The following is a 24586-nucleotide window of genomic DNA, read 5'->3' as shown; positions in this document are numbered from 1 at the left end:
GGCTGTCAATCGCGACAGGGTGAGTTCCCCCAGAAAACCGACAATGCCGCCGAGATTGCGTCCCGACGGCATCCAAATCGTCTTTTCGTCACCACTCGATACGTTCGACATTGGAAAATGTCAACTCGGTTCCATCAGAAAACACAATGGTTCCCGACGAATCGGTGGATAGTTCCATATAGTTGTGCTTCGATTTCGTAATGCTGCCTTCATCCAGAACCAGGGTCCAGTCACTCGAATCGATATTGCCACCATTGGCACTATGCAATTCGATGGTATCAGTGGTCCATCCATTGGCCCCACCGTCCACATGGTCCGCCCCGTCACCCATGTTGAAAATAAACAGATCCGACCCGCCACCACCGTAAAGCTGGTCATCGCCGGTGCCGCCAATCAGCGTGTCGTCATCATCCCCGCCCAGCAGCATGTCATTCCCGGCACCACCAGACAGGGTATCTTTCCCCGCACCGCCAATCAGGGTGTCATTGCCATCGTCACCATAAAGACGGTCTTTGTCGCCACCGCCATCAATCGTGTCGTCACCCGATCCGCCATACAGCGTATCGCGCCCCCAGCCGGTGGTTAGCGTATCGTTGCCCGATCCGCCGTCAAAATAGTTCGATCCGCCGTCCGCGTTCAGGATGTCGTTACCGTCACCGCCAAGGAAGGTGTCATCACCGTATCCGCCATGGATCGAGTCGTTGCCGCCCTCGCCCCATACGGTATTATCCCCGCCGCCAACATCAATGCGATCATTGCCGTCACCAGACGCGACCGTATCCTTACCGCTGCCGGTCGTGATGCTGTCATCGCCACTGCCGCCAAGGATGGTATTGCGGCCTTCGCCGCCCGTGATCGTGTTGTCGCCATCCCCGGCATCGATATAATCGTCATCGCTTCCGACACTGATCGTGTCATTGCCGGCCCCGGTCCAGATGCGGTTATCGCCTTCACCTGCATTGACGATGTTGTTGCCATCACCCCCAACAATGGTGTCCCGACCGCTACCGGTATAGATGGTGTCGTTGCCCTCACCGGTCTGAACGGTGTTCGTACCTTCTCCGGCATAGACAATATTGTCACCACCGCTGGCGTGGATTTTATCATCGCCGCTGCCGCCGGTGACATAGTCATTACCTTCTCCGGCATAGATCGTATTCGTGCCCTCGCCACCATGGACGATGTCATTGCCCGCACCGGCATCAATATAATCGCTGCCACCATCGCCGGTGATGCTGTCATCACCGTCACCGGCATAAATGACGTCATTGCCGTTCCCGGCCCAGATCGTATCGTTGCCCGCATTGGTCCAGATGGTGTCATGACCGCCACCCGCGCCGATGGTATCGTTGCCGGAACCGGTCTGGAACATCTCGTCTGCTTCCGTGCCCCAGCGGGTTTCATTCGGATCGGCGGCTTCTTCCTCAATCGTGACCAGAAGGATCGCGGTCGTCGTGGCGGTATCGCTGCCATCACGCGACTGGGCCGAGACCGTCAGCTCGAACGTCCCGAAATAATCACTTGCCGGCGTCAGGCTCAGGCCACTCAACTGGGCCGGGCTCAGCGTCCAGGTACCGTTCCCGTTATCGGTCCCGGCAGACAGGGTCGCACCGCCCGGTACACCACTGATGATAATCGTCAGGGTCTCACTGCTGTCCGTCAGGCCTGCGTCGATATCAAGCGCGACAGCATTGCCCTCGTCCCCACTGGCATCAGACATATCAAGTGTCGGCGCATCGGCCACACCGGCAACATCAACAGTAATCCGGCCCGTTGTGGTCGCAACATCGTTGCCATCCGCAGACTGCGCGGTGACGGTCAGATCAAACGATCCACTAAAGTCCTCCGCCGGGGTAATCGACAGGCCGTTCAGGTCGGCAGCAGATAGCGTCCAGCTGCCATCACCATTATTGGTTCCAGCCGACAAGGTTGCACCATCCGGAACGCCGCTGATCGTAACGGTTAGAACTTCGGAGCTGTCCGTCAGGCCTGCGTCAATATCGAGCGCAATGGCCGAATCTTCGTTACCAGATGCATCCGAAACTTCCAGCGTCGGAGCATCGGCAACATCTGCAACATCAACCGTAATGCGGCCCGTTGTGGTCGCAACATCGTTGCCATCCGCAGATTGAGCGGTGACTGTCAGATCAAACGATCCGCTAAAATCATCCGCTGGTGTAATCGTCAGACCATTCAGGTCGGCAGCAGATAGCGTCCAGCTGCCATCACCGTTATCGGTGCCCGCAGACAGGGTCGCGCCTTCTGGTACGCCGCTGATCGTGACACTCAGAACTTCGGAGCTGTCCGTCAGGCCTGCGTCAATGTCGAGCGTAATGGCCGAATCTTCCAAACCACTGGCGTCGGAGACATCCAGCGTCGGAGCATCGGCAACACCGGCAACATCAACCGTAATGCTGCCTGTTGTGGTCGCAACATCTTCACCATCCGCAGATTGCGCGGTGACCATCAGGTCAAACGATCCGCTGAAATCGTCCGCTGGTGTGATCGTCAGGCCGTTCAGGTCGGTTGCTGACAGCGTCCAACTGCCATCACCGTTATCGGTACCGGCAGACAAGGTCGCACCTTCTGGCACGCCGCTGATCGTGACACTCAGAACTTCACCGCTGTCCGTCAGGCCTGCGTCAATGTCGAGCGTAATCGCCGAATCTTCTGAACCACTGGCATCAGAGACGTCCAAAGTCGGCGCATCGGCGACACCCGCGACACCAACCGTAATCGTATCCGTCGCGGTGGCGATATCGCTGCCATCAGCCGACTGCGCGGTGACCGTCAGGTCAAGCGATCCGCTGAAGTCATCCGCTGGCGTGATCGTCAGGCCTTCAAGATCGCCCGAACCCAGCGTCCATGTGCCATCACCGTTATCTGTTCCAGCAGACAAGGTCGCACCTTCCGGAACACCAGAGATCGTGATGGTCAGGATTTCACTGCTGTCATTCAGACCGGCGTCAATGTCGAGCGCAATCGCCGAATCTTCTGAACCACGGGTGTCAGAGACTTCCAGCGTCGGCGCATCGGCAACACCAGCAACATCAACCGTAATGCTGCCTGTTGTGGTCTCAACATCGTCACCATCAGCCGACTGCGCAGTCACCGTCAGATCAAACGATCCGCTAAAATCATCCGCTGGCGTGATCGTCAGACCGTTCAGGTCAGCCGCCGACAGTGTCCAGCTGCCGTCACCGTTATCGGTACCGGCAGAAAGGTTCGCACCTTCTGGCACGCCACTGATCGTAACGGTTAGAACTTCGGAGCTGTCCGTCAGGCCTGCATCAATGTCGAGTGCAATCGCCGAATCTTCTGAACCACTGGCGTCAGAGACATCCAACGTCGGAACATCGGCAATACCTGCAACATCAACAGTGATCGTGCCGCTGCTCGTCGCAACATCTTCACCATCCGCAGATTGCGCGGTGACCGCCAGATCAAACGATCCGCTAAAGTCATCCGCTGGTGTAATCGTCAGGCCTGCAAGCTGATCGGAACCAAGAGTCCAGGTGCCGTCACCGTTATCGGTGCCCGCGGACAAAGTTGCCCCTTCCGGAACACCGGAGATGGTCACCGTCAGCACTTCGGAGCTGTCCGTCAGACCCGCGTCAATATCGAGCGTAATCGCCGTGTCTTCTGAACCACTGGCATCAGAAACGCCCAATGTCGGGGCATCGGCAACGCCTGCAACATCAACCGTGATCGTATCCGTCGCTGTCGCAATGTCACTGCCATCCGCAGACGTTGCCGTCACACCAAGCTCGAAGCTGCCGGAGAAATCATCCGAAGGGTTAATCGTCAGGCCTGCAAGCTGATCGGGACTTAGAGTCCAACTGCCATCACCGTTATCGGTACCGGCTGACAGGGTCGCGCCCTCTGGCACGCCGCTGATCGTAACGGTCAGAACTTCGGAGCTATCCGTCAGACCTGCATCAATGTCGAGTGCAATTGCGCTGCCTTCGGAGCCACTGGCGTCCGCAACATCAAGTGTCGGGGCATCGGCAACCCCCGTGACCTCTACGGTGATCGTGTTGCTTCCAAAATGTGGGGTGCGCGTTAACCGAATTGGGTCTGATGTCGATGCCGAAGAATCTCCGTCTGTGGACCGGGCAACAACAGAAAGGTCGAAAGAACCGCTAAAGTTTTCAGGCGGGGTGATCGTCAGACCTTCAAGGTCGTCAGCCCCCAGCGTCCAGCTGCCATCGCCATTATTGGTGCCTGCCGAGAGGATGGCTCCCTCCGGAACGCCGCTTACCGTAACTGTCAGAACTTCGCTATCATCGGTGAGCGATGCATCAATATCCAGAGCGATAGCTGAATCTTCATTGCCCGATGCATCAGACACATCAAGCAATGGCCTGTCGGCAACGCCCGCAACCTCAACTGTGATGATGCCGCTTGCGCTGGCAATATCGCTTCCATCCGCAGATTGTGCCGTGACACCAAGATCAAACGAACCACTATAGTTGTGAACCGGACGGATCCTGAGACCATCCAGGTCTCCAGCATCAAGAGTCCAGCTTCCATCACCATTGTTCGTGCCTGACGAAAGGGTTGCACCATCCGGAACGCCGGAAATGGTAACGATCAAGGCTTCGCTCGAATCCGTTACGCCCGCATCGATGTCCAGCGCAATTGTCCTGTCTTCGTATCCGCTTGCATCGGATACTTCCAGTGTCGGCGCATCGGCGACACCCGCCACATCAACCGTAATCGTATCCGTAGCGGTGGCGATATCGCTGCCATCAGCAGACTGCGCGGTCACCGTCAGATCAAATGAACCACTAAAGTCCTCCGCCGGGGTAATCGACAGACCGTTGAGGTCGACCGTCGACAAGGTCCAGCTGCCATCGCCGTTATCCGTACCTGCCGACAAGGTTGCACCTTCTGGCACGCCACTAATCGTAACGGTGAGAACTTCGGAGCTGTCCGTCAGACCGGCATCAATATCCAGAGCAATCGCGCTGTCTTCGGAGCCAGAGGCATCTGCGGCATCAAGCGTCGGTAAATCTGCTACACCTGTGACGTCAACCGTGATCGTATCCGTCGCTGTCGCAATGTCGCTGCCATCCGCTGACTGCGCAGTCACCGTCAGATCGAACGATCCGCTAAAATCATCCGCTGGTGTGATCGTCAAACCATTCAGGTCGGCAGCAGATAATGTCCAGCTGCCATCGCCGTTGTTGGTTCCGGCAGACAAGGTCGCGCCCTCTGGCACGCCGCTGATCGTGACACTCAGAACTTCGGAGCTGTCCGTCAGGCCTGCGTCAATGTCGAGCGTAATCGCCGAATCTTCTGAACCACTGGTGTCAGAGACTTCCAGCGTCGGCGCATCGGCGACACCGGCAACATCAACCGTAATGCTGTCTGTTGTGGTCGCGATATCTTCGCCATCGGCAGACGTTGCCGTCACCATCAGATCAAACGATCCGCTAAAATCATCAGCTGGCGTGATCGTCAGGCCTGCAAGCTGATCGGGACTTAGAGTCCAACTGCCATCACCGTTATCGGTACCGGCTGACAGGGTCGCGCCCTCTGGCACGCCGCTGATCGTGACACTTAGAACTTCGGAGCTGTCCGTCAGGCCTGCGTCAATGTCGAGTGCAATCGCCGAATCTTCCGAACCACTGGCGTCAGAGACTCCCAAAGTCGGCGCATCGGCGACACCCGTGACATCAACAGTGATCGTGCCGCTGCTCGTCGCAACATCTTCACCATCCGCAGATTGCGCGGTGACCGTCAGGTCAAGCGATCCGCTGAAGTCCTCCGCCGGGGTAATCGTCAGACCGTTCAGGTCGGCAGCAGATAGCGTCCAGCTGCCATCACCGTTATCGGTGCCCGCAGACAGGTTCGCACCTTCTGGCACGCCGCTGATCGTAACGGTGAGAACTTCGCTGGAGTCCGTGAGACCAGCATCAATATCCAGCGCGATGGCAGAATCTTCTGAACCACTGGTGTCAGAGACATCCAACGTCGGCGTATCGGCGACACCGGCGACATCAACCGTAATCGTATCCGTCGCGGTGGCGATATCGCTGCCATCAGCCGCCTGCGCGGTCACCGTCAGATCAAATGAACCACTAAAGTCCTCCGCCGGGGTAATCGACAGACCGTTGAGGTCGACCGTCGACAAGGTCCAGCTGCCATCGCCGTTATCCGTACCTGCCGACAAGGTTGCACCTTCTGGCACGCCACTAATCGTAACGGTGAGAACTTCGGAGCTGTCCGTCAGGCCTGCGTCAATATCGAGCGTAATGGCCGAATCTTCTGAACCACTGGCATCAGAGACGTCCAAAGTCGGCGCATCGGCGACACCCGCGACATCAACCGTAATCGTATCCGTCGCGGTGGCGATATCGCTGCCATCAGCCGCCTGCGCGGTCACCGTCAGATCGAACGATCCGCTAAAATCATCCGCTGGTGTGATCGTCAGTCCGTTCAGGTCGGCCGCCGACAAGGTCCAGCTGCCATCGCCGTTATCCGTACCTGCCGACAAGGCGGCACCTTCCGGAACGCCACTGATCGTGACGGTCAGGAGTTCAGATGCATCTGTCAGGCCGGCATCGATATCGAGCGCAATGGCACTGTCTTCGGTGCCGGATACATTTGATACATCCAGTGCTGGCTTGTCCGCGACACCGGCGACAGCAACCGTAATGGTATCGCTGATCGATGCCGTGTCGTTGCCGTCCTGCGATGTTACCGTGACGGTCAGATCAAAGCTGCCGCTGTAATCACCGCTCGGGGTGATGCTCAGACCTTCAAGATCACTAGCACTCAATGTCCAGCTGCCATCACCGTTACTGGTCCCGGCCGACAGGCTGGCCCCATCGGGAACACCGCTGATGGTGATGGTCATCGTTTCGCTGGTATCTGTCAGCCCCGCATCGACATCCAGACCAATCGCGCTGTCTTCGCTGCCCGATGCATCCGACACGGTCAAAGTCGGTGCATCTGCAACTGCACTGACATCAACATTGATGACCTGGCTGGTCGATGCACTGTCATCGCCAGCACTTGAAGTTGCCGTAACGGTAAGATCGAATGTACCGCTGTAATCATCGGCCGGTGTAATCGTCAAACCTTCAAGGTCTGCGGCCTCCAGCGTCCAGCTACCGTCTCCGTTATCGGTTCCGGCAGACAGGGTGGCACCTTCGGGCACACCAGAAATGGTGATGCCCAGTATTTCGGTTGCGTCGCCAAGCGACGCATCAATATCAAGGGCAATCGCGCCGCCATCCTCGGCACCCGTGGCATCAGCGACATCCAGTGCCGGAGCCTCTGCCGCCGGGTTATAGGACGCACCATCGACATAAATTTCGAGATTCTCGATATTGCTGACCTCGACCCCGAGTGCGTCAAGCATCAGGCTGCCGCCCTCACCGCTTTCGACATGGGCTTTGAGGTCCTGCAATGCTTCAAGAACACCCTCGCCTGAAAGCTGATCCGAACTCAGATAAAGCTTCAATGTATCGGTGTTTGAACCGCCATCGACAATGCCGGTTCCCTCTGCGCTCAGATCGACGGTGTAATTGATCTCGTCATTTCCGGCCTCGCCATAAAGCCTGTCATCGCCCGACCCTGTCAGCCTGTCGTTGGAACTACCGCCATAAAGCGTATCCGTGCCGTCACCCCCATCAAGGGTATCCTTGCCGCCGCCGCCAATAACGGTGTCGTTACCTGCACCGCCATCCACGATGTCATCAGAATTTCCGGCATTGATGTAATCACTGCCGTCGCCGCCCGAAACCGTGTCACGACCGTTGCCACCGTAGATCGTGTCGTCTCCGGCACCGCCAGTTACAATGTCATCCGAGCCACCGGCATTGATATAATCCTCACCCTCGCCGCCGCTGATCGTGTCACGTCCGCTGCCGCCATGGACGGTATCATTACCCTGACCGGCATCAATGATGTCATGGCCGCTGCCGCCATAGACGATATCATTACCCTCGCCTGCATCAATAATGTCATCGCCGCTGCCGCCATAGTTGGTATCATTACCTGCACCGGAATTGATAATATCGTTGCCGCTCAGGGCTTCTACATAATCATTACCTTCAGCGGTCGTGATTTCATCAGAACCGGCCGTACCAATCACGCTCTCATTCGGATCGTCAATCACTTCGATCTGCAGCACCTGTGAGATGCTTGCACTGTCCTCACCATCAACCGATGTGGCCGTAACGGTCAGCTCAAAGTTGCCCCAATAGTTTTCCGATGGTGTGATCGTAAGCGCTTCAAGCTGTGCAGGGGTCAACGTCCAGGTGCCATCTCCGTTATCGGTGCCCGCAGACAGGGTTGCCCCATCCGGAACACCGGAGATGGTCACTGTCATTACTTCTGAGCTGTCGGTGAGGCCTGCGTCAATATCGAGCGCAATCGCACTGTCTTCGTCGCCAGAGGCGTCAGACACTTCCAGTGTCGGCGCATCCGCAACACCAGCGACATCAACCGTAATCGAACCCGTCGTGGTCGCAACGTCTGAACCATCGGCAGAGGACGCCGTCACATCAAGATCAAACGAACCACTGAAGTCATCCGCAGGCGTAATCGTCAGACCGTCAAGCTGATCCGAACCCAGCGTCCAGGTCCCATCGCCATTATCGGTCCCTGCCGACAGGGTCGCGCCATTCGGAACGCCCCTAATGGTGACAGTGAGAGTCTCCGAGCTGTCAGCAAGAGCGGCGTCGATGTCGAGGGCGATACCATTGTCCTCGTTGCCAGACGCGTCACTGACATCAAGCGTCGGCGCGTCGGCCACACCGGCCACGTCCACCATAACGGTGTCGGTAACCGATGCGATATCGGTGCCATCCTGCGTACTTGCAGTAATTTCAAGGTCAAAACTACCGCTGAAATCAGACGGTGGTGTAACGCTGATACCTTCCAGTTCATCACTTGTCAGTGTCCATGTACCGTCACCGTTGTCAGTACCTACCGACAGCGTCGCACCTTCTGGGACCCCGCTAATCGTAATTGTCAGCGTTTCAGTGGAATCAGCCAAACCAGCGTCAATATTCAAAGCAATGGCACTGTCTTCGTTGCCGCTGGCATCACTGACGCCGAGCGTCGGTGCATCCGCAACACCGGCAACATCAACCGTAATCGAACCCGTCGTGGTCGCAACGTCTGAACCATCGGCAGAGGTCGCCGTCACACCCAGATCAAACGAACCGCTGAAGTCATCCGCCGGGGTGATCGTCAAACCTTCAAGCTGATCAGAGCCCAGCGTCCAGGTGCCATCACCATTGTCGGTGCCCGCAGACAGGGTTGCACCATTCGGAACACCAGAGATCGTGACCGTCAGAGTTTCGCTGGAATCCGTCAGACCGGCATCAATGTCGAGGGCAATAACATTGTCCTCGTTGCCAGACGCATCACTTACTTCGAGTGTCGGAGCATCCGCGACACCGGTCACCTCAACGGTAATTGTGCTGTTGCCGCTGCGCGTCAGAAGACGCACCGGATCGGATGTTGATGCAACAGAATCGCCATCTGTGGATCGTGCGACCACCTTAAGATCAAACGCGCCACTGAAGTTTTCCGGTGGTGTGATCGTCAGTCCTGCAAGCTCATCGGCATCCAACGTCCATGTGCCATCACCATTGTCGATCCCGGCAGACAGTTCCGCACCATCGGGCACACCGCTTACGGTGACGCTCAACACCTCGCTGGAATCTGTCAGCGCGGCATCAATATCGAGCGCAATCGCTGTATCCTCAAGACCCTGCGCATCCGACACATCAAGCGTCGGTCGGTCTGCGACGCCTTCGACATCAACCGTGATTGAGCCGCTTGTCGTGGCAATATCCGACCCGTCCACAGACTGGGCCGTTACATCAAGCTCAAACGCGCCACTATAGTTGTACGGTGGCCTGACTCTGAGGCCATCAAGTTGATCCGGGCTCAGCGTCCAGCTGCCGTCACCATTGTTCGTACCGGCAGAGAGCCTTGCGCCATCCGGAAAACCGGAGATGGTGACAGAGAGAACTTCACTGGCGTCTGTCAGGACAGCGTCAAGATCAAGCGCAATTGGCCGGTCTTCGTAACCCGAAGCATCCGATACTTCCAGCGTCGGTGCATCGGCCACACCGGCAACATCAACCGTGATTGAACCGGTCGTGGTTGCTACATCAGAACCATCTGCCGACGTTGCGGTCACACCAAGCTCGAAGCTGCCGGAGAAATCATCTGCTGGCGTGATCGTCAGGCCTGCGAGTTGATCGGAACCAAGAGTCCAGGTGCCGTCACCGTTATCGGTGCCCGCGGACAAAGTTGCCCCTTCCGGGACACCAGAGATGGTCACCGTCAGCACTTCGCTGGAATCCGTCAGACCCGCGTCAATATCAAGCGAAATGGCAGAATCTTCTGAACCACTGGCGTCAGAGACGTTCAAAGTAGGTGCGTCAGCAACACCTGTAACGTCAACCGTAATCGTATCCGTCGCTGTCGCAATGTCGCTGCCATCCGCAGATTGCGCGGTGACTGTCAGGTCAAACGATCCGCTAAAATCATCCGCGGGTGTGATCGTCAGGCCTGCAAGCTGATCGGAACTCAGAGTCCAGCTACCATCACCATTGTCGGTACCGGCAGACAACGTCGCACCTTCTGGCACGCCGCCGATCGTAACGGTGAGAACTTCGCTGGAGTCCGTGAGACCAGCATCAATATCCAGCGCGATGGCAGAATCTTCTGAACCACTGGTGTCAGAGACATCCAGCGTCGGCGTATCGGCGACACCGGCAACATCAACCGTAATCGTATCCGTAGCTGTCGCAATGTCGCTGCCATCCGCAGATTGAGCGGTGACTGTCAGATCAAACGACCCGCTGAAGTCATCCGCTGGCGTGATCGTCAGGCCTGCAAGCTGATCGGGACTTAGAGTCCAGCTGCCATCACCGTTATCGGTACCGGCAGATAAGGCCGCACCTTCTGGCACACCACTGATCGTAACGGTTAGAACTTCACCGCTGTCCGTCAGGCCTGCATCAATGTCGAGTGCAATCGCCGAATCTTCTGAACCACTGGCATCAGAAACGTCCAATGTCGGCGTATCTGCCACACCGGCAACATCAACAGTGATCGTGCCGCTGCTCGTCGCAACATCGTCACCATCAGCCGACTGCGCCGTCACCGTCAAATCAAACGATCCGCTGAAATCATCCGCTGGTGTGATCGTCAGACCGTTCAGGTCAGCCGCCGACAAGGTCCAAGTCCCGTCACCGTTGTCCGTACCAGCCGACAAGGCGGCACCTTCTGGCACGCCACTGATCGTAACGGTTAGAACTTCACCGCTGTCCGTCAGGCCTGCGTCAATGTCGAGCGTAATCGCCGAATCTTCTGAACCACTGGCATCAGAGACGTCCAAAGTCGGCGCATCTGCCACACCGGCAACATCAACAGTGATCGTGCCGCTGCTCGTCGCAACATCGTCACCATCAGCCGACTGCGCCGTCACCGTCAAATCAAACGAACCACTGAAGTCATTCGCAGGCGTGATCGTCAGACCGTTCAGGTCAGCCGCCGACAAGGTCCAGGTCCCGTCACCGTTGTCCGTACCAGCCGACAAGGCAGCACCTTCTGGCACGCCACTGATCGTAACGGTTAGAACTTCACCGCTGTCCGTCAGGCCTGCGTCAATGTCGAGCGTAATCGCCGAATCTTCTGAACCACTGGCATCAGAGACGTCCAAAGTCGGCGCATCGGCGACACCCGCGACACCAACCGTAATCGTATCCGTCGCGGTGGCGATATCGCTGCCATCAGCCGACTGCGCGGTGACTGTCAGATCAAACGATCCGCTAAAATCATCCGCTGGTGTAATCGTCAGACCATTCAGGTCGGCAGCAGATAGCGTCCAGCTGCCATCACCGTTATCGGTGCCCGCAGACAGTGTCGCGCCTTCTGGTACGCCGCTGATCGTGACACTCAGAACTTCGGAGCTGTCCGTCAGGCCTGCGTCAATGTCGAGCGTAATGGCCGAATCTTCCAAACCACTGGCGTCGGAGACATCCAGCGTCGGAGCATCGGCAACACCGGCAACATCAACCGTAATGCTGCCTGTTGTGGTCGCAACATCATCACCATCCGCAGATTGCGCGGTGACCATCAGGTCAAACGATCCGCTGAAATCGTCCGCTGGTGTGATCGTCAGGCCGTTCAGGTCGGTTGCTGACAGCGTCCAACTGCCATCACCGTTATCGGTACCTGCAGACAAGGTAGCACCTTCTGGCACGCCGCTGATCGTAACGGTTAGAACTTCACCGCTGTCCGTCAGGCCTGCATCAATGTCGAGTGCAATCGCAGAATCTTCGTTGCCAGATGCATCCGTAACATCCAACGTCGGCGCATCGGCGACACCTGCGACATCAACAGTAATACTGCCCGTTGTGGTCGCGATATCTTCGCCATCGGCAGACGTTGCCGTCACACCAAGCTCGAAGCTGCCGGAGAAATCATCTGCTGGCGTGATCGTCAGGCCTGCAAGCTGATCGGAACTCAGAGTCCAGCTACCATCACCATTGTCGGTACCGGCAGACAACGTCGCACCTTCTGGCACGCCGCTGATCGTAACGGTGAGAACTTCGCTGGAGTCCGTGAGACCAGCATCAATATCAAGCGAAATGGCAGAATCTTCTGAACCACTGGTGTCAGAGACATCCAACGTCGGCGTATCGGCGACACCTGCGACATCAACCGTAATACTGCCCGTTGTGGTCGCGATATCTTCGCCATCGGCAGACGTTGCCGTCACACCAAGCTCGAAGCTGCCGGAGAAATCATCCGACGGGGTAATCGTCAGGCCTGCGAGCTGATCGGGACTTAGAGTCCAACTGCCATCGCCGTTATCTGTACCCGCAGACAAGATCGCACCTTCTGGCACGCCACTGATCGTAACACTCAGAACTTCGCCGCTGTCCGTCAGGCCCGCATCAATGTCGAGTGCAATCGCATTGTCTTCGGACCCGCTCGCATCCGACACATCCAATGTCGGCGCGTCTGCGATCCCCGCAACATCAACCGTAATCTCTTCGACAACGACTGCGCTATCGGTGCCGTCAGTTGTCGAGACAGATACGGTCAGGTCGAAGCTGCCGCTGAAATTTTCGCCCGGCGTGATTGTCAAGCCGTCGAGATCGGCGACGTCGAGGGTCCAGGTGCCGTCACCATTGTCGGTTCCGGCGGACAGGGTTGCACCATCGGGAACGCCTGAGATGGTGATCGAGATGCCCTCGTTCGCATCAAGCAGTTCGGTATCAATCGAGAGGGCAATCGCACTGTCTTCGGCACCGGCGGCATCGCGGACATCAAGCGTTGCACCATCGGCAACGGCTTCGACATCGACCGTGAAGCTTGTGCTTGTCGATGATGTGCTGCCATTGGCCTCGGTGCTGGTTGCGGTTACCGAAAGATCAAAGCTGCCATTGTAGTTCCCCCCCGGTGTGATCGTGAGGCCCGCGAGCTGGTCTGGCGTCAGTGACCATGTGCCATCGCCGTTATCCGTACCGGCCGATAAAACCGCCCCATCAGGCACGCCGGAAATCGTGATCGAAAGGGTTTCATCGCCGCCATCAAGATCACGAAGAGCGGCAGAGACATCAAGCGAGATCGCACTGTCTTCGTCACCGGTAACATCCGTAGCAGAAAGGCTTGGTGCGTCGGCGACTTTTGGCACCTCGTTCCGGGTTTCGAGTTCCAGAACCTCGTCCAGTTCGGCGGAAGCCGCAGCACTGACATCAGCCGCCGCAACAGCAGCCTCTGATGCCGGTGCGGACCGGGGCGCAAAATCAGTTTCAATATTTTGACCGGAGCGGCCACCACCGCCTTCGCGGGCGCCAGGCACAATGGTCGTATCGGGTGTTGAAACCGGTTGCGGGTTATCAGCACCACCTGCATCGTTTGACCGCAGGGAAACCGGGTCGTTTCCAGAACTGCCATCAGCAGAATCGGAACCATCGCCAACCGTATCTATATTGTTTTCGAGCTCGGTGCGCTCGGCTTCGGCCAGAGTCTGCTTTTCCGTGGCGTCGGCCTGGGTTGTTTCCTCGGCCCGTTGATCTCCCGCGTTGCGCTGGCGGAACTGGCGTTGGTCTTCGCCCTGCGGGTTATTGACCTGATTGCCATAATGAACACTGCCCAACTGTTCGTTGGGAATGCCGCCATCGCCATTCTGATCACCATGCAGTTCGACATGCTCGTCCGGATCATCGCCACTGCGATCATCACGCATAAGATCATCACCGCCGGTACCGGTATCTGCCCGGTTTCCGCCCAGTTCGTTGCGAGTGTCTTCTGCGTCGCGAGGATCGTCCGCCATCTAGCCCATTCTCCGAGAAATGCGGGACGGGAATCCCTGATCCGCATTTCTATACAAAAGTATAGAATCCTCTGTTTTACCAGAGAAACGTGCGGCCAGGCAGTAGAAATGAAATGAACATTTCCAGCGGGACCATTATGAAAACTCAGCGTTCGCTAAATGCCTGATCAAGCGAGACATAAACCGGCTTGAGCAGATATTGCAGCAATGTCCTTTCACCCGTCTGGATGTCGGCCTGAACCGTCATGCCAGGGATAATCGGCTGAGCGCGGGCACCCTCACCGACCCGGTCGGAATCAAGTGCCACCCGTCCTTTATAATACGGTCGTCCATCTTCATCAACAAAAGTAGAGGCCGATATCGATACCAATTCACCACTAATACTACCATATCGTATATAGTCAAATGCGCTGACTTTAACAGTCACCGGCTGTCCAAGATGAACATGACCGATATCCTCGGTCGAAATCCGGGTTTCCGCGACCAGTGCATCATCGGTCGGAACCAGCTCCATGACCACCTGTGCCGGGGCAATCACCCCGCCGATCGTGGTAAATTGCAGCCCTTTGATATAGCCCTTGGACGGAGCGCGGATTTCAAGTCGCGCGACACGGTCCTTAAGCTTGCGCAGCGCTTCATCGGCCTGGGCAATTTCACCGCCAAGCCGCCCCAGTTCACTTAGCGCTTCCTCGCGCTGGCTGTTTCGAAGTTCGTTCTGGCGCAGATTGGCTTCGGCGATGGTTTCGCGCGCACGCGCCATTTCCGCAATGACACTTGAAAGATTGCCCTGCGCTTCGTTCAATTCACGCTGGATATTGAGGAACAGGACCTTGGAGTTCAGCCCCTGTTCATACAGCGAGCGGCGCATCGTCACTTCTTGGTTAAGCAATTCGACAGAACGGCGCAAAGTCCCTTCCTGCTGCTGGAGCTGGGCCAGTTCGGCGTTGCGTTCCTTGATCTGAACGTCAAGGATTTCGCGCTGGCTGCTATCAAGGTCGGTTTTGATCCGATAGATTTCCTGCTGGTTTTTTGCCAGTTCCGGATACTGGTCCATCAGTTGGGTGAAGTCGGGATCGCGCGATTCGGCAAGTGCGCGATAACGTTCGGCTTCAAGACGCAGGCTGGCCTGTCTGGTTTCGGCCTGCGACAGTTCGGCCTGTGATGCTTCGGGTTTCAACCGCATCAGAACCTGTTCTTTTTCAACCAAGTCACCATCCCGCACCATGATTTCGGAAATGATACCGCCTTCAAGATGCTGGATCTTGTTAACCGCCCCGGTCGGCATGACCTGCCCGAAGGTGGTTGCCGTTTCCTTGATCTGGGTGGTTGCCGCCCACGCGATCAGCGCGATAAAGCCAACCGAAAGCATCACCATTGCCGAACGGACAAAAACCGAAATCCCGCCTTCTTCGAGCAAGACGGCATGTGACAGATAGCGTGCCATACGGCGCGACTGGCGGAACCGTTCAATTGCGGTGTTCTGAACTGCTTCGCTCATAGGAAACCTCCGTCAAGCACCTGCTGCTTGATGCGTGCTGGCGGCGCATCGGCGCGCACCTGGCCTGCTTCAAGAACAATGATGCGGTCGGCCAGATCAAGATGGCTTGGCCGATGGGTAATCAGGAAAATCGTCGATCCGCCGCGCAGACGGTTGATCGCATGCTGGAATGCCCGATCCGCTTTCTGGTCAAGGCCATTGGTCGGCTCGTCAAACAGGATGATCGGTGCTTCGCGGACAAAGGCACGCGCAAGTGCCAGGCGTTGCAGGAAGCTTGTCGAAAAGCGCGAGGAATGCTGATCGCCGATCCGTGTTTCAAAACCGTCGGGCAGGGCTTCGATTTCCGAAAGAATACCCGCCGACATACAGGCCATCCGCAATTCATCGGGCGATGCGATCGGATTGGCAAGGCGCAGGTTTTGCGCAATTGATCCACGGAAAAATTCAACATCCTGGGGCACATAGGAAATGGACTGGCGCAAGGTTTGCGGATCCATCTGGCGAATGTCCGCGCCGTCGATCAGAACAGCACCGGCCTGTGGCTGATACATCCCGGCGATCAATTTGATCAGCGATGACTTGCCCGCCCCGTTCGATCCGACAAGCGCAACCACCTGTCCGGCCTTGATATCGAAATTCACCCCGACCAGAGCCGGATCGGAGTCCGGCGTATATCGGAAGCTGACACGCGAGAAGGTAACATTGCCCTCGAAACGGCGTTGGCCAACCGTGCGCGGCACCAGATCACGTTCCGGCGCCAGCGTCATCAGACGGTTTATCTGCCGGACAGACCCGCGAAGCTGTGCCAGCCGCGGCATACCGACAAAGGCCTGATTGATCGGGCCAAGTACACGCCATGCCAGCATCATCGATGCCACAAGTGCGCCGACGGTCATTGAACCCGCCATGACCTGAACCGCGCCAAAGGCAAGGATAAGCGCCCCGGATGAGACCATCAGAATCTGTGCCGATGTGTTGATCACATTATTGATCATTGCCACCCGGAACCCGGCATAAGCCGTATCGGCCGAAATATCGCGGAAACGCGACAGCCAGCGATGTTCTGTGCCTGTATATTTCAACGCCTGCATCTTGCCGACCGTCTCGACCAGAAATTCCTGCCGGTTCGCACCATTGCGGCCAAGTTCCGAAACCCGTCGTGACACCACCGGAAAAGACACCAGCCCGATCAGGACAAAAACAACGATCAGCCCAATCGGAATAAGCGCAAGCCACCCCCCGAGAATCGCCAGAACAATCAGGAAGATCGGCAGGAAGGGCATTTCCAGAATGACAAGCGCCATCGGGCCGCTAAAGAATTCGCGGACGCTTTCAAAATCGCGAATCCGCGAAATCTGAACCCCGACCGGGGCACGTTCGGTAAAGGCGGGTGGCAGGGACAGGAGCCGTTCGAAAATGGCACTGCTGACAAGTGTATCAAGGCGCGCCCCAAAATGGCTGACCATCTGGCTGCGCAGATTGCGCAGGACCCAGTCAAGGATCAGGACAATCCCCATGCCGATCCCGAACTGGATCAACATGGGGATCGACCGCGTTCCAATGACCCGGTCATAGATCCCCATTACGAAAATCGGGCTGGCCAGCGCCATCAGGTTCAGCATCAGGGTAATCAGCAAAAGCTGTCCACCGAGGGCGGAAAACCGGTCGGTTATTCCGCCAAACCAGCCGCGTTTGTCATCTTCAAAAAACCGTTCGTGACGCCCAGCCTGGGTAAACTGGAACAACCGCCCCGGAAGATTGCCGGGCTTGATCACCATTTCGCGGCTGGTGCCGCCATCAAACACCCGGATGCCAGCATTTTCCGGCTTGATCACCACAAGTGCGGTGCCGTTATCGGGCACGAACAGACAGGGCATCAACCGATCATCGATCCGATCAAATGTGGTATCGATTTCGCGCGACCGGTAATTCAGGTTCGCCAGCACATTGCGAAAATCGGTCAGATCAAGGGCCTCGTCCATATGCGGCAATGCTTCTGCGACCTGACGGGGCAGCCCACGCCAGCCAAGCGCCTGCAACAAAGGCCACAGGCAGGCATCGAAATCCGACTGTGCGTCATTGCTGGCAAGGCCCATGCGGTAATTCAGCGCGAAGTCCATGTTTTCGATATTCATGACCGGCCTCCTGCGCGTACGACTTCTTCTGCCTCGATCACCGGCTGGGTGCCGCTGCGCCGCAGGACCGGCACCAGACGTTTTTCAATCAGGCGATATTGTCTGTCGGCCAGAGCAATCAATGACGGCCGATGAGAAACCATCACCAGCGTGCAGTGTTTGCGAAGTTCAATCAGAAGACCGGCAAGAATGTTATCGCCCGCGATATCAAGCGAACTGTTGGCTTCGTCAAACAGCACGATGCGCGGATAGTCGATCAGGGCACGGGCAATGGCGATACGCTGCTTTACGCCGCGCGGCAGGGTTTCGGATGCCTGTCCGCCCACTTCGGTATCGTAACCGTTGGGCATGCGCATGACGATTTCATCAAGCCCCAGACGCCGCGAGATTTCCACGACACGATCCGTGCCAATTTCCTTGCGGAAGGATGTGATGTTTTCAAGGATCGTTCCCTTGAACATCACCCCATGTTGCGGCAGATAGGCAATCTGGCGGCGGATCGATTCCGATGCATATTTATTCGGATCACGACCATCCAGCCGGACCGAACCGCGATCAGGGCGTAACGCCCCCATCAGAAGCCACAGCAAGGTGGTTTTACCGGTGCCGTTTTCACCGGTGATTGCAACAGATTCACCGGGCTGTATCGCAAGCGTCAGGTTTTCAAAAACTGTGTCCCCGCCCGCGTGCGAGAAACTGACATCATCAAGCTCGATGCGCCCTTCAAGCGGCGGCATTTCAGCAGCATCGTCGGCATCTTCGGGCGGCAGACGGAAAAGTTCGCGACAACGGTCACGCGCAACCCGAATGCTTTGGAACTGGGTCCAGAGCCCCATCGCCCGTTGCAGCGGCTGGATCGAACGCCCGGCCAGCATCGTGCAGGCGGCAAGCCCGCCCACTGTCAGATCAGCATTGATAACCAGAAGGCTGCCAACACCGGCAACAAGGATCATCGTGATCATCGAAAAGCTGGCACTTGAATTGATTGCGGCATGGGCGCAGCGCGCGGCGGCAAGGTCATCCTCGGAACACTGGATTTGCAGTTGATCATGGCGACGGATCATCAGGTTTTCCATCGCCATCGCCTTGATGGTGTGAATGCCGGTCAGGGTTTCGATAATGAAATTATAGCGCCGCTCGTCGGCCTGACTGCGTTCATCAAGCGCGCGACGCAACCGCCGCCCCAGGATCATCGCGGTCAGCATGAAGGCAAACAGAATGCCCAGCGGTACCAGCACAAGCTTGCCACCGATAATGGCAATCAAACCAAGGAACAGGATAATGAACGGCAGATCGATCACCGCCCCGATTGCCTGCCCGGCATAAAAGTCACGCAGGACATTCAGACTGTTCAGCCGCTGAAGATGCAGGCCAGGTGCGGTTTTTTCGTAATCGGAAAGACTGGTCGCCAACAAATGACCGACAGCAGCCTGCGAACTTTTATGTTCGAACTTTGCCGCCGACAGCGACGATATATAGGCCCGACCAAGGCGCAAAGCCGCTTCAAGCACCAACGCGCCAAAAACCCCGAGTATAAGCAAGGTCAAAGTCGGGATGGCATTATGGGGCAGCACACGGTCATAGACCTGCAACAGGGTCACCGGCAGTGCCAGCGACAGCAGGTTGATCACAAATGCTGCGAGCAATATGGCAAAACGGCCTGCCCCCAGATGTGACAAAGTGCCGATATGCAGGCCAGGCTTGCGTTTCATAACGCAGTCATTCTCCAAGTCAAAGCGAAACCATACTAAAGTAGGTGTATTATACCTTGATATAGGATCAATAGCCCATGCCTATGCTGGAGGCAAGAAAATCCTGAAGGTTCTACAACCCGGTATGTTGTTCGCGCCGTACCTGGTGTCAGATCAGATTACAGCCTGTAAAAGTTATTCATCGCCGCGCAACCGGTCCGTTGCGCGCCTTTCGGCCTTGGTCGGACGTCCGCTGCCCGCTTCGCGTTCAGCAATCGGAGCGGTTCGGATATCGGCCGCGACCTCTTTTTTCGCCACACGTGGTGGCGAGTGATCAACGTAAAGCTGCTGGGCTTCGGGGGCGGGGCCACGTCGTTCGCCAGGTGCCACCACTTCGATCACGCGCAGATGCGGGCCCTGAAAGAATTGCAGCCGATCCCCAACAACGACCGTAACGCTGGCTTTGGAGACGGACTGACCGTTCAGAACGATATGGCCCGACTGGCATGCCTTGCTGGCAAGCGAACGGGTCTTATAGAACCGCGCATACCATAGCCATTTATCGATACGGACTTTGCTGCCTGTCTGATCAAGTGTCATGGATTGATTTTACCATCCCAAACGCAATGCGGCGACCCCGCAAAGGGTCGCCGCATCACAGAAAACAGGTCGGGATCAGCCCTTTGCCGCCAGCATTTCCTTCAGCTTGGCAAATGGCGAATCCTCGTTGATCTGATTGTTTTTGGCCGGTGCATTGTTCGGACGCCCCTGACCTTTGCCGCCACGGTCGCCGCCCTTGTTCGGGCCGCCACGGTTCGGGCGTTGACCGCCTTTGCCTTTCGGCGCGCCTTTGCCATGGGCTTCCTGACGCGGACCGCCACGCTGGCCTTTGCCTGCACCACCGCGCTTGCGGCGGTCGACACGGACAAAATATTTAACCTCGACGAATTCCGGCTCGGCTTCGGCTTCACCGGCTACCGGGGCAGCTTCTTCGGCGGGCGTTTCGCTGACGGCGTCGGCCGGTGCTTCTTTGGCTGCTTCATCGGCGCTTGCGGCTTCAGCAGGAGCTTCCGGTGCATCTGCACTCACAGCAGCAGGTTCAGAAGCAGGTTCAGAAGCCTTTTTAGCAGCTTCCTTGGCATCAAGTTCAGCCTTGCTGACCTTGACCACCTCGGCACGCCAGCCAAGTGCGGTAAACACGCCTTCGGCCTGCTCGACCGTGCAGCCCAGAAGCGACAGCAGATCGGGATCGGGTTTTACCTTGCCATCATTTTCGCGCGCCTTCTGGCGCAGCAATGCGGCAAAACGTTCGAGCATGTCGACGCGTGCGGCAAGCGGCCCGACCGGCATGTAACCGGCGGCCAGATAGAAGCCCTTGGAATTGCTGCGATCATTTGGAACCGATGTGCGACCTGCCGGTGGCAGTTCGGGAAGCGCATCAAGTTCGCGCGAAATCGCCCAAAGGATGCCACGCAGTTCGACGGGATCGGGTTTCAGCGCGTCAAGCACATGAACCGTTTCAACCCCCAACCGCACGCCAAGCTTGGCCAGCGCCTTGCGGTCTTCATCCGAAAGATCCTTGATCAGGCTTTCAAGATCGGCACGCGGCACACAGCCCAGACCTTCGTTCAATTGGAACAGAAGGCCGCGAATCGGACCGGGAAGCTGACAATCGCGCAGGCGGGTCAGCATTTTCAGGCGCGCTTCGATATGGGCGTTGACGAAATTCTGAAGCCGGGTCCTTACGCGTTCGCGGGTCGGACCGTCAAAAAACTCGCTGTCAATGACCTGGACGTCGGGGCTGAGGACGGTGTCGCCCTTTTTCAGCCCACCGACAACCGCCCCGTTCCACAGGACTTCCAGTTGACCATTCACCGCGAATTTGTCGTCTTCATCGGTTTCCAGTTGTTTGACACGCTGCGCAATCTCGCCAGTCAGTGCACGACGTGCAGCACTGGCGATTGCCTTGCCTTCAAACGCAGCATCGGTTTCATCGGCGATGAAACGGAATCCTTCCAGTCGGCCGACGTATTCACCTTCGACCTGGACTTCACCATTCGCAGTGATGGTAGACATGAGTTCAGACTTGTCCTTGAGACTTTTCAATAAAACCGAAGTTCGTCTGTCAACGAACCTTTGGGTCAGGCGTTCATGTAGCACATCAGAGAGCTTATCCTCAATGGCCCGCGTACGTTCCTGCCAATGATTGGCATCTTCGAGCCAGTGATGCTTGTGCGATACATAAGTCCAGACGCGAATACCCGCCAACCGTGATGACAACTGATCGATATCACCATCATAACGGTCCAGGCGCAAGACTTGTTCGCCCAACCAGTCGACCGGCAGTTTACTATTTGGTTTTGCCAGATAGCGATAGATAGATGTTAGCAGCCTTGGATGCGCATCGGTATGGATATTTCTGAAGTCCGGAATCTGGCAGACTTCCCACAATAATTGCACCCGATCCGGGGCCGATGCGATGCGCGCGACGTCTTCGTTCTGCGATAAATGCGCCAGCATGACTTCATCGACCGGTTCGCGCGCCAGAACAAGTGTCGGATTGTCCGACCGCTTGCGCAGCGATTTCTGCAAGGCATCGACGGTTCTGAAATCCAGTCGCGCATTGCGCCAGAAGACTTTGGCAAGCGGTTCGAATTCGTGGGCTTCGATCTGTTCGATAATATCGGGATCGATCCCCGAAAGATTGCCCGTCACCCCAAAGGTGCCGTCATTCATATGACGTCCGGCGCGCCCGGCGATCTGGGCGGTTTCCGCCGCCGAAAGCCCGCGATTGAACTGACCGTCAAACTTGTGAAGGGCCGCAAAGGCCACATGGTTCAGTTCAAGGTTAAGCCCCATGCCAATCGCGTCGGTCGCAATCAGGTGTTCGACCTCGCCATTCTGGAACATCTCGACCTGGGCATTGCGCGTGCGCGGGCTAAGCGCGCCAAGCACGACGGCCGCCCCGCCCTTCTGGCGGCGGACCAATTCGGCAACGGCGTAAACTTCCTGTGCGGAAAATGTCACGACGGCCGACTGGGATGGCAGACGCTGAATCTTTTTCGATCCGTTATAGGTCAGAGTCGAAAACCGTGCGCGCGTATCAAATTCGACATTGTCGATCAGTTGACGGATCACCGGACGGATGGTTTCCGCCCCCATGAACATGGTTTCGCTGATACCGCGCGCATGCAACAGCCGGTCGGTAAAGACGTGCCCGCGTTCGGGATCGGCACACATCTGGATTTCATCGATGGCCAGAAAATCAACCTGCTTGTTGACCGGCATGGCTTCGACCGTACACAGGAAATAGCGTGCTGATTTCGGAAGAATGCGTTCTTCGCCGGTGATCAGGGCCACCGCACCCTTGCCAACACGGGCGACCGCGCGATCATAGTTTTCGCGCGCCAGAAGCCGCAGCGGAAAACCGATCATACCCGAGGTATGCGCCAACATCCGTTCCATGGCCAGATGGGTCTTGCCGGTGTTGGTGGGCCCCAATATGGCAAGGATACGGGGACCGGTTCGGGTTGAAATCTGCATCAAACTTTTCCAGCAGGCATCGCGGATGATTTCGCGCGCCTAGATCAATGCGCCTTTCAACACGCCGCATCGCACAATGTCAAGCATTCTGCCGCATCGGCAAGAGTATCCCAATGCATTCCGTTACGGATCAAGACGTTCCATCTGATGGTTCGTGATCCTGTGCGTCATCAAGTTCAAGCAACCGCGCGCCGGGACCATCCGTTGCCAGTTCATCCGACGGGTTGCGAAGCGGGCAGTCGCTGATCGAAAGGCAACCACACCCGATGCATTTGCCCAATTGATCGCGCAGCAGGGTCAATTGTTCGATCCGGGCATCAAGATCATCACGCCACCGCGACGAAAGCTTTTCCCAGTCCTGTGTCGTCGGGGCCCGGTTAATTGGCAGCCCCGATAACGCATTCCCGATTTCGGCCAACGGAATGCCGGTGCGTTGTGCGACCTTGATGATCGCAACCCGGCGCAGGATACCGCGTGGAAAGCGTCGCTGATTGCCATCCGTTCTGATCGAGGCGATCAGCCCCTTACGCTCGTAAAAATGGATCGCCGATACGGCAAGTCCGCTTCTTTTGGCGACTTCACCCACACTGAGATAGCGGTGCAATGGCCCGGGTTTCACCATTTTCCTGCCCTTTCCGTTATTTTTTCATGGCGTTCTGATGCGCTTGAAATTCATCATTGACCTCAACTATTGTTAAGGTTCTATAGATTTACTCCTTGCTGCGAAATAATCAAGGAGTGACGTCATGAAAGAGACTTTCAATCTTGCACTGATCTATGGCAGTGCCCGTGAAGACCGGTTCTGCGACACAGTTGCCGACTGGGCGATCAAAATCCTGAAAACAGATCCGGATCTGTCGGTTGATATTATCGATCCGGCGAAGCTCGATCTGCCATCCCGTCATGTCGGCAATACGCATCCCGGTGTTGCCGAACTCCAATCCGTTCTTGCCGAAGCCGATGCCTTCCTCGTTGTCACCCCGGAATACAATCACAGCTTTACCGGCGAACTGAAATTGCTGATCGACGCTGCCAAGCCCGAATGGTGCCGAAAACCATTGGCATTTGTATCCTATGGCGGAATGTCGGGTGGTTTGCGGGCGGTCGAACAATTGCGACTGGTTTTTGCCGAATTGCATGTCGTGACCATGCGCGACGTTGTCAGCTTTGCCAATGTCTGGGACCAGTTTGATCCGAATGGTTATCCGATCGACAAAGCCGGGTCCGAGGCGGCCCTTAAACACATGGTCAATGATCTGAAATGGTGGGCGCGCACATTGCGCGAGGGCCGCTATCCACAAGCCCGGGCCGAAATGCCGGAGGTCACGATATCATGAACGGGGCGGTCAACTGACCGCCCCGTCATTTCAATTACTCGCTGTTGTTAACAGGA

Annotated in this window: 8 protein-coding genes; 1 reads left to right on the top strand and 7 read right to left on the bottom strand. The window is 56.8% G+C overall.

Annotation, left to right across the window (positions count from 1 at the left end; all coding sequences use genetic code 11):
- Positions 1-88 precede the first annotated feature (88 nt).
- The 7 genes from P8T57_RS12345 to soxR all read right to left on the bottom strand — a co-directional run bounded on the left by P8T57_RS12345 (position 89) and on the right by soxR (position 23815).
- Entirely contained in the window at positions 89-14326 is a 14238-nt protein-coding gene (locus tag P8T57_RS12345; RefSeq protein ID WP_341363265.1) for an Ig-like domain-containing protein, read from the bottom strand.
- A gap of 145 nt (positions 14327-14471) precedes the next feature.
- On the bottom strand, positions 14472-15824 hold the full coding sequence (locus P8T57_RS12340) for an HlyD family type I secretion periplasmic adaptor subunit (protein WP_341363264.1): 1353 nt from the start codon (positions 15822-15824) through the stop codon (positions 14472-14474).
- On the bottom strand, positions 15821-17959 hold the full coding sequence (locus P8T57_RS12335) for an ATP-binding cassette domain-containing protein (protein ID WP_341363263.1): 2139 nt from the start codon (positions 17957-17959) through the stop codon (positions 15821-15823). Before P8T57_RS12335 ends, P8T57_RS12340 begins: the two co-directional genes overlap by 4 nt.
- A complete protein-coding gene (locus P8T57_RS12330) occupies positions 17956-19671 on the bottom strand; it encodes an ABC transporter transmembrane domain-containing protein (protein ID WP_341363262.1) in 1716 nt (571 codons plus the stop codon). Before P8T57_RS12330 ends, P8T57_RS12335 begins: the two co-directional genes overlap by 4 nt.
- A 174-nt stretch (positions 19672-19845) precedes the next feature.
- Entirely contained in the window at positions 19846-20250 is a 405-nt protein-coding gene (locus tag P8T57_RS12325) for an RNA-binding S4 domain-containing protein (RefSeq protein ID WP_063093053.1), read from the bottom strand.
- A 75-nt stretch (positions 20251-20325) separates the two neighbouring features.
- On the bottom strand, positions 20326-23193 hold the full coding sequence (locus P8T57_RS12320) for a helicase-related protein (protein WP_341363261.1): 2868 nt from the start codon (positions 23191-23193) through the stop codon (positions 20326-20328).
- Between the two features lie 130 nt (positions 23194-23323).
- Positions 23324-23815, bottom strand: a complete 492-nt coding sequence (gene soxR / locus P8T57_RS12315) for a redox-sensitive transcriptional activator SoxR (RefSeq protein ID WP_007088898.1) — start codon at positions 23813-23815, stop codon at positions 23324-23326.
- Between the two features lie 124 nt (positions 23816-23939).
- On the opposite strand from soxR, the gene P8T57_RS12310 reads away from it, so the two are divergent.
- Positions 23940-24530, top strand: coding sequence for an NAD(P)H-dependent oxidoreductase (locus P8T57_RS12310; RefSeq protein ID WP_341363260.1), 591 nt, complete (start codon positions 23940-23942; stop codon positions 24528-24530).
- Positions 24531-24586: the final 56 nt, after the last annotated feature.

The sequence above is a fragment of the Thalassospira sp. SN3W genome, assembly GCF_038070535.1.
Lineage (GTDB): Bacteria > Pseudomonadota > Alphaproteobacteria > Rhodospirillales > Thalassospiraceae > Thalassospira > Thalassospira xiamenensis.
This window is presented reverse-complemented; position numbering and strand designations above follow the sequence as displayed.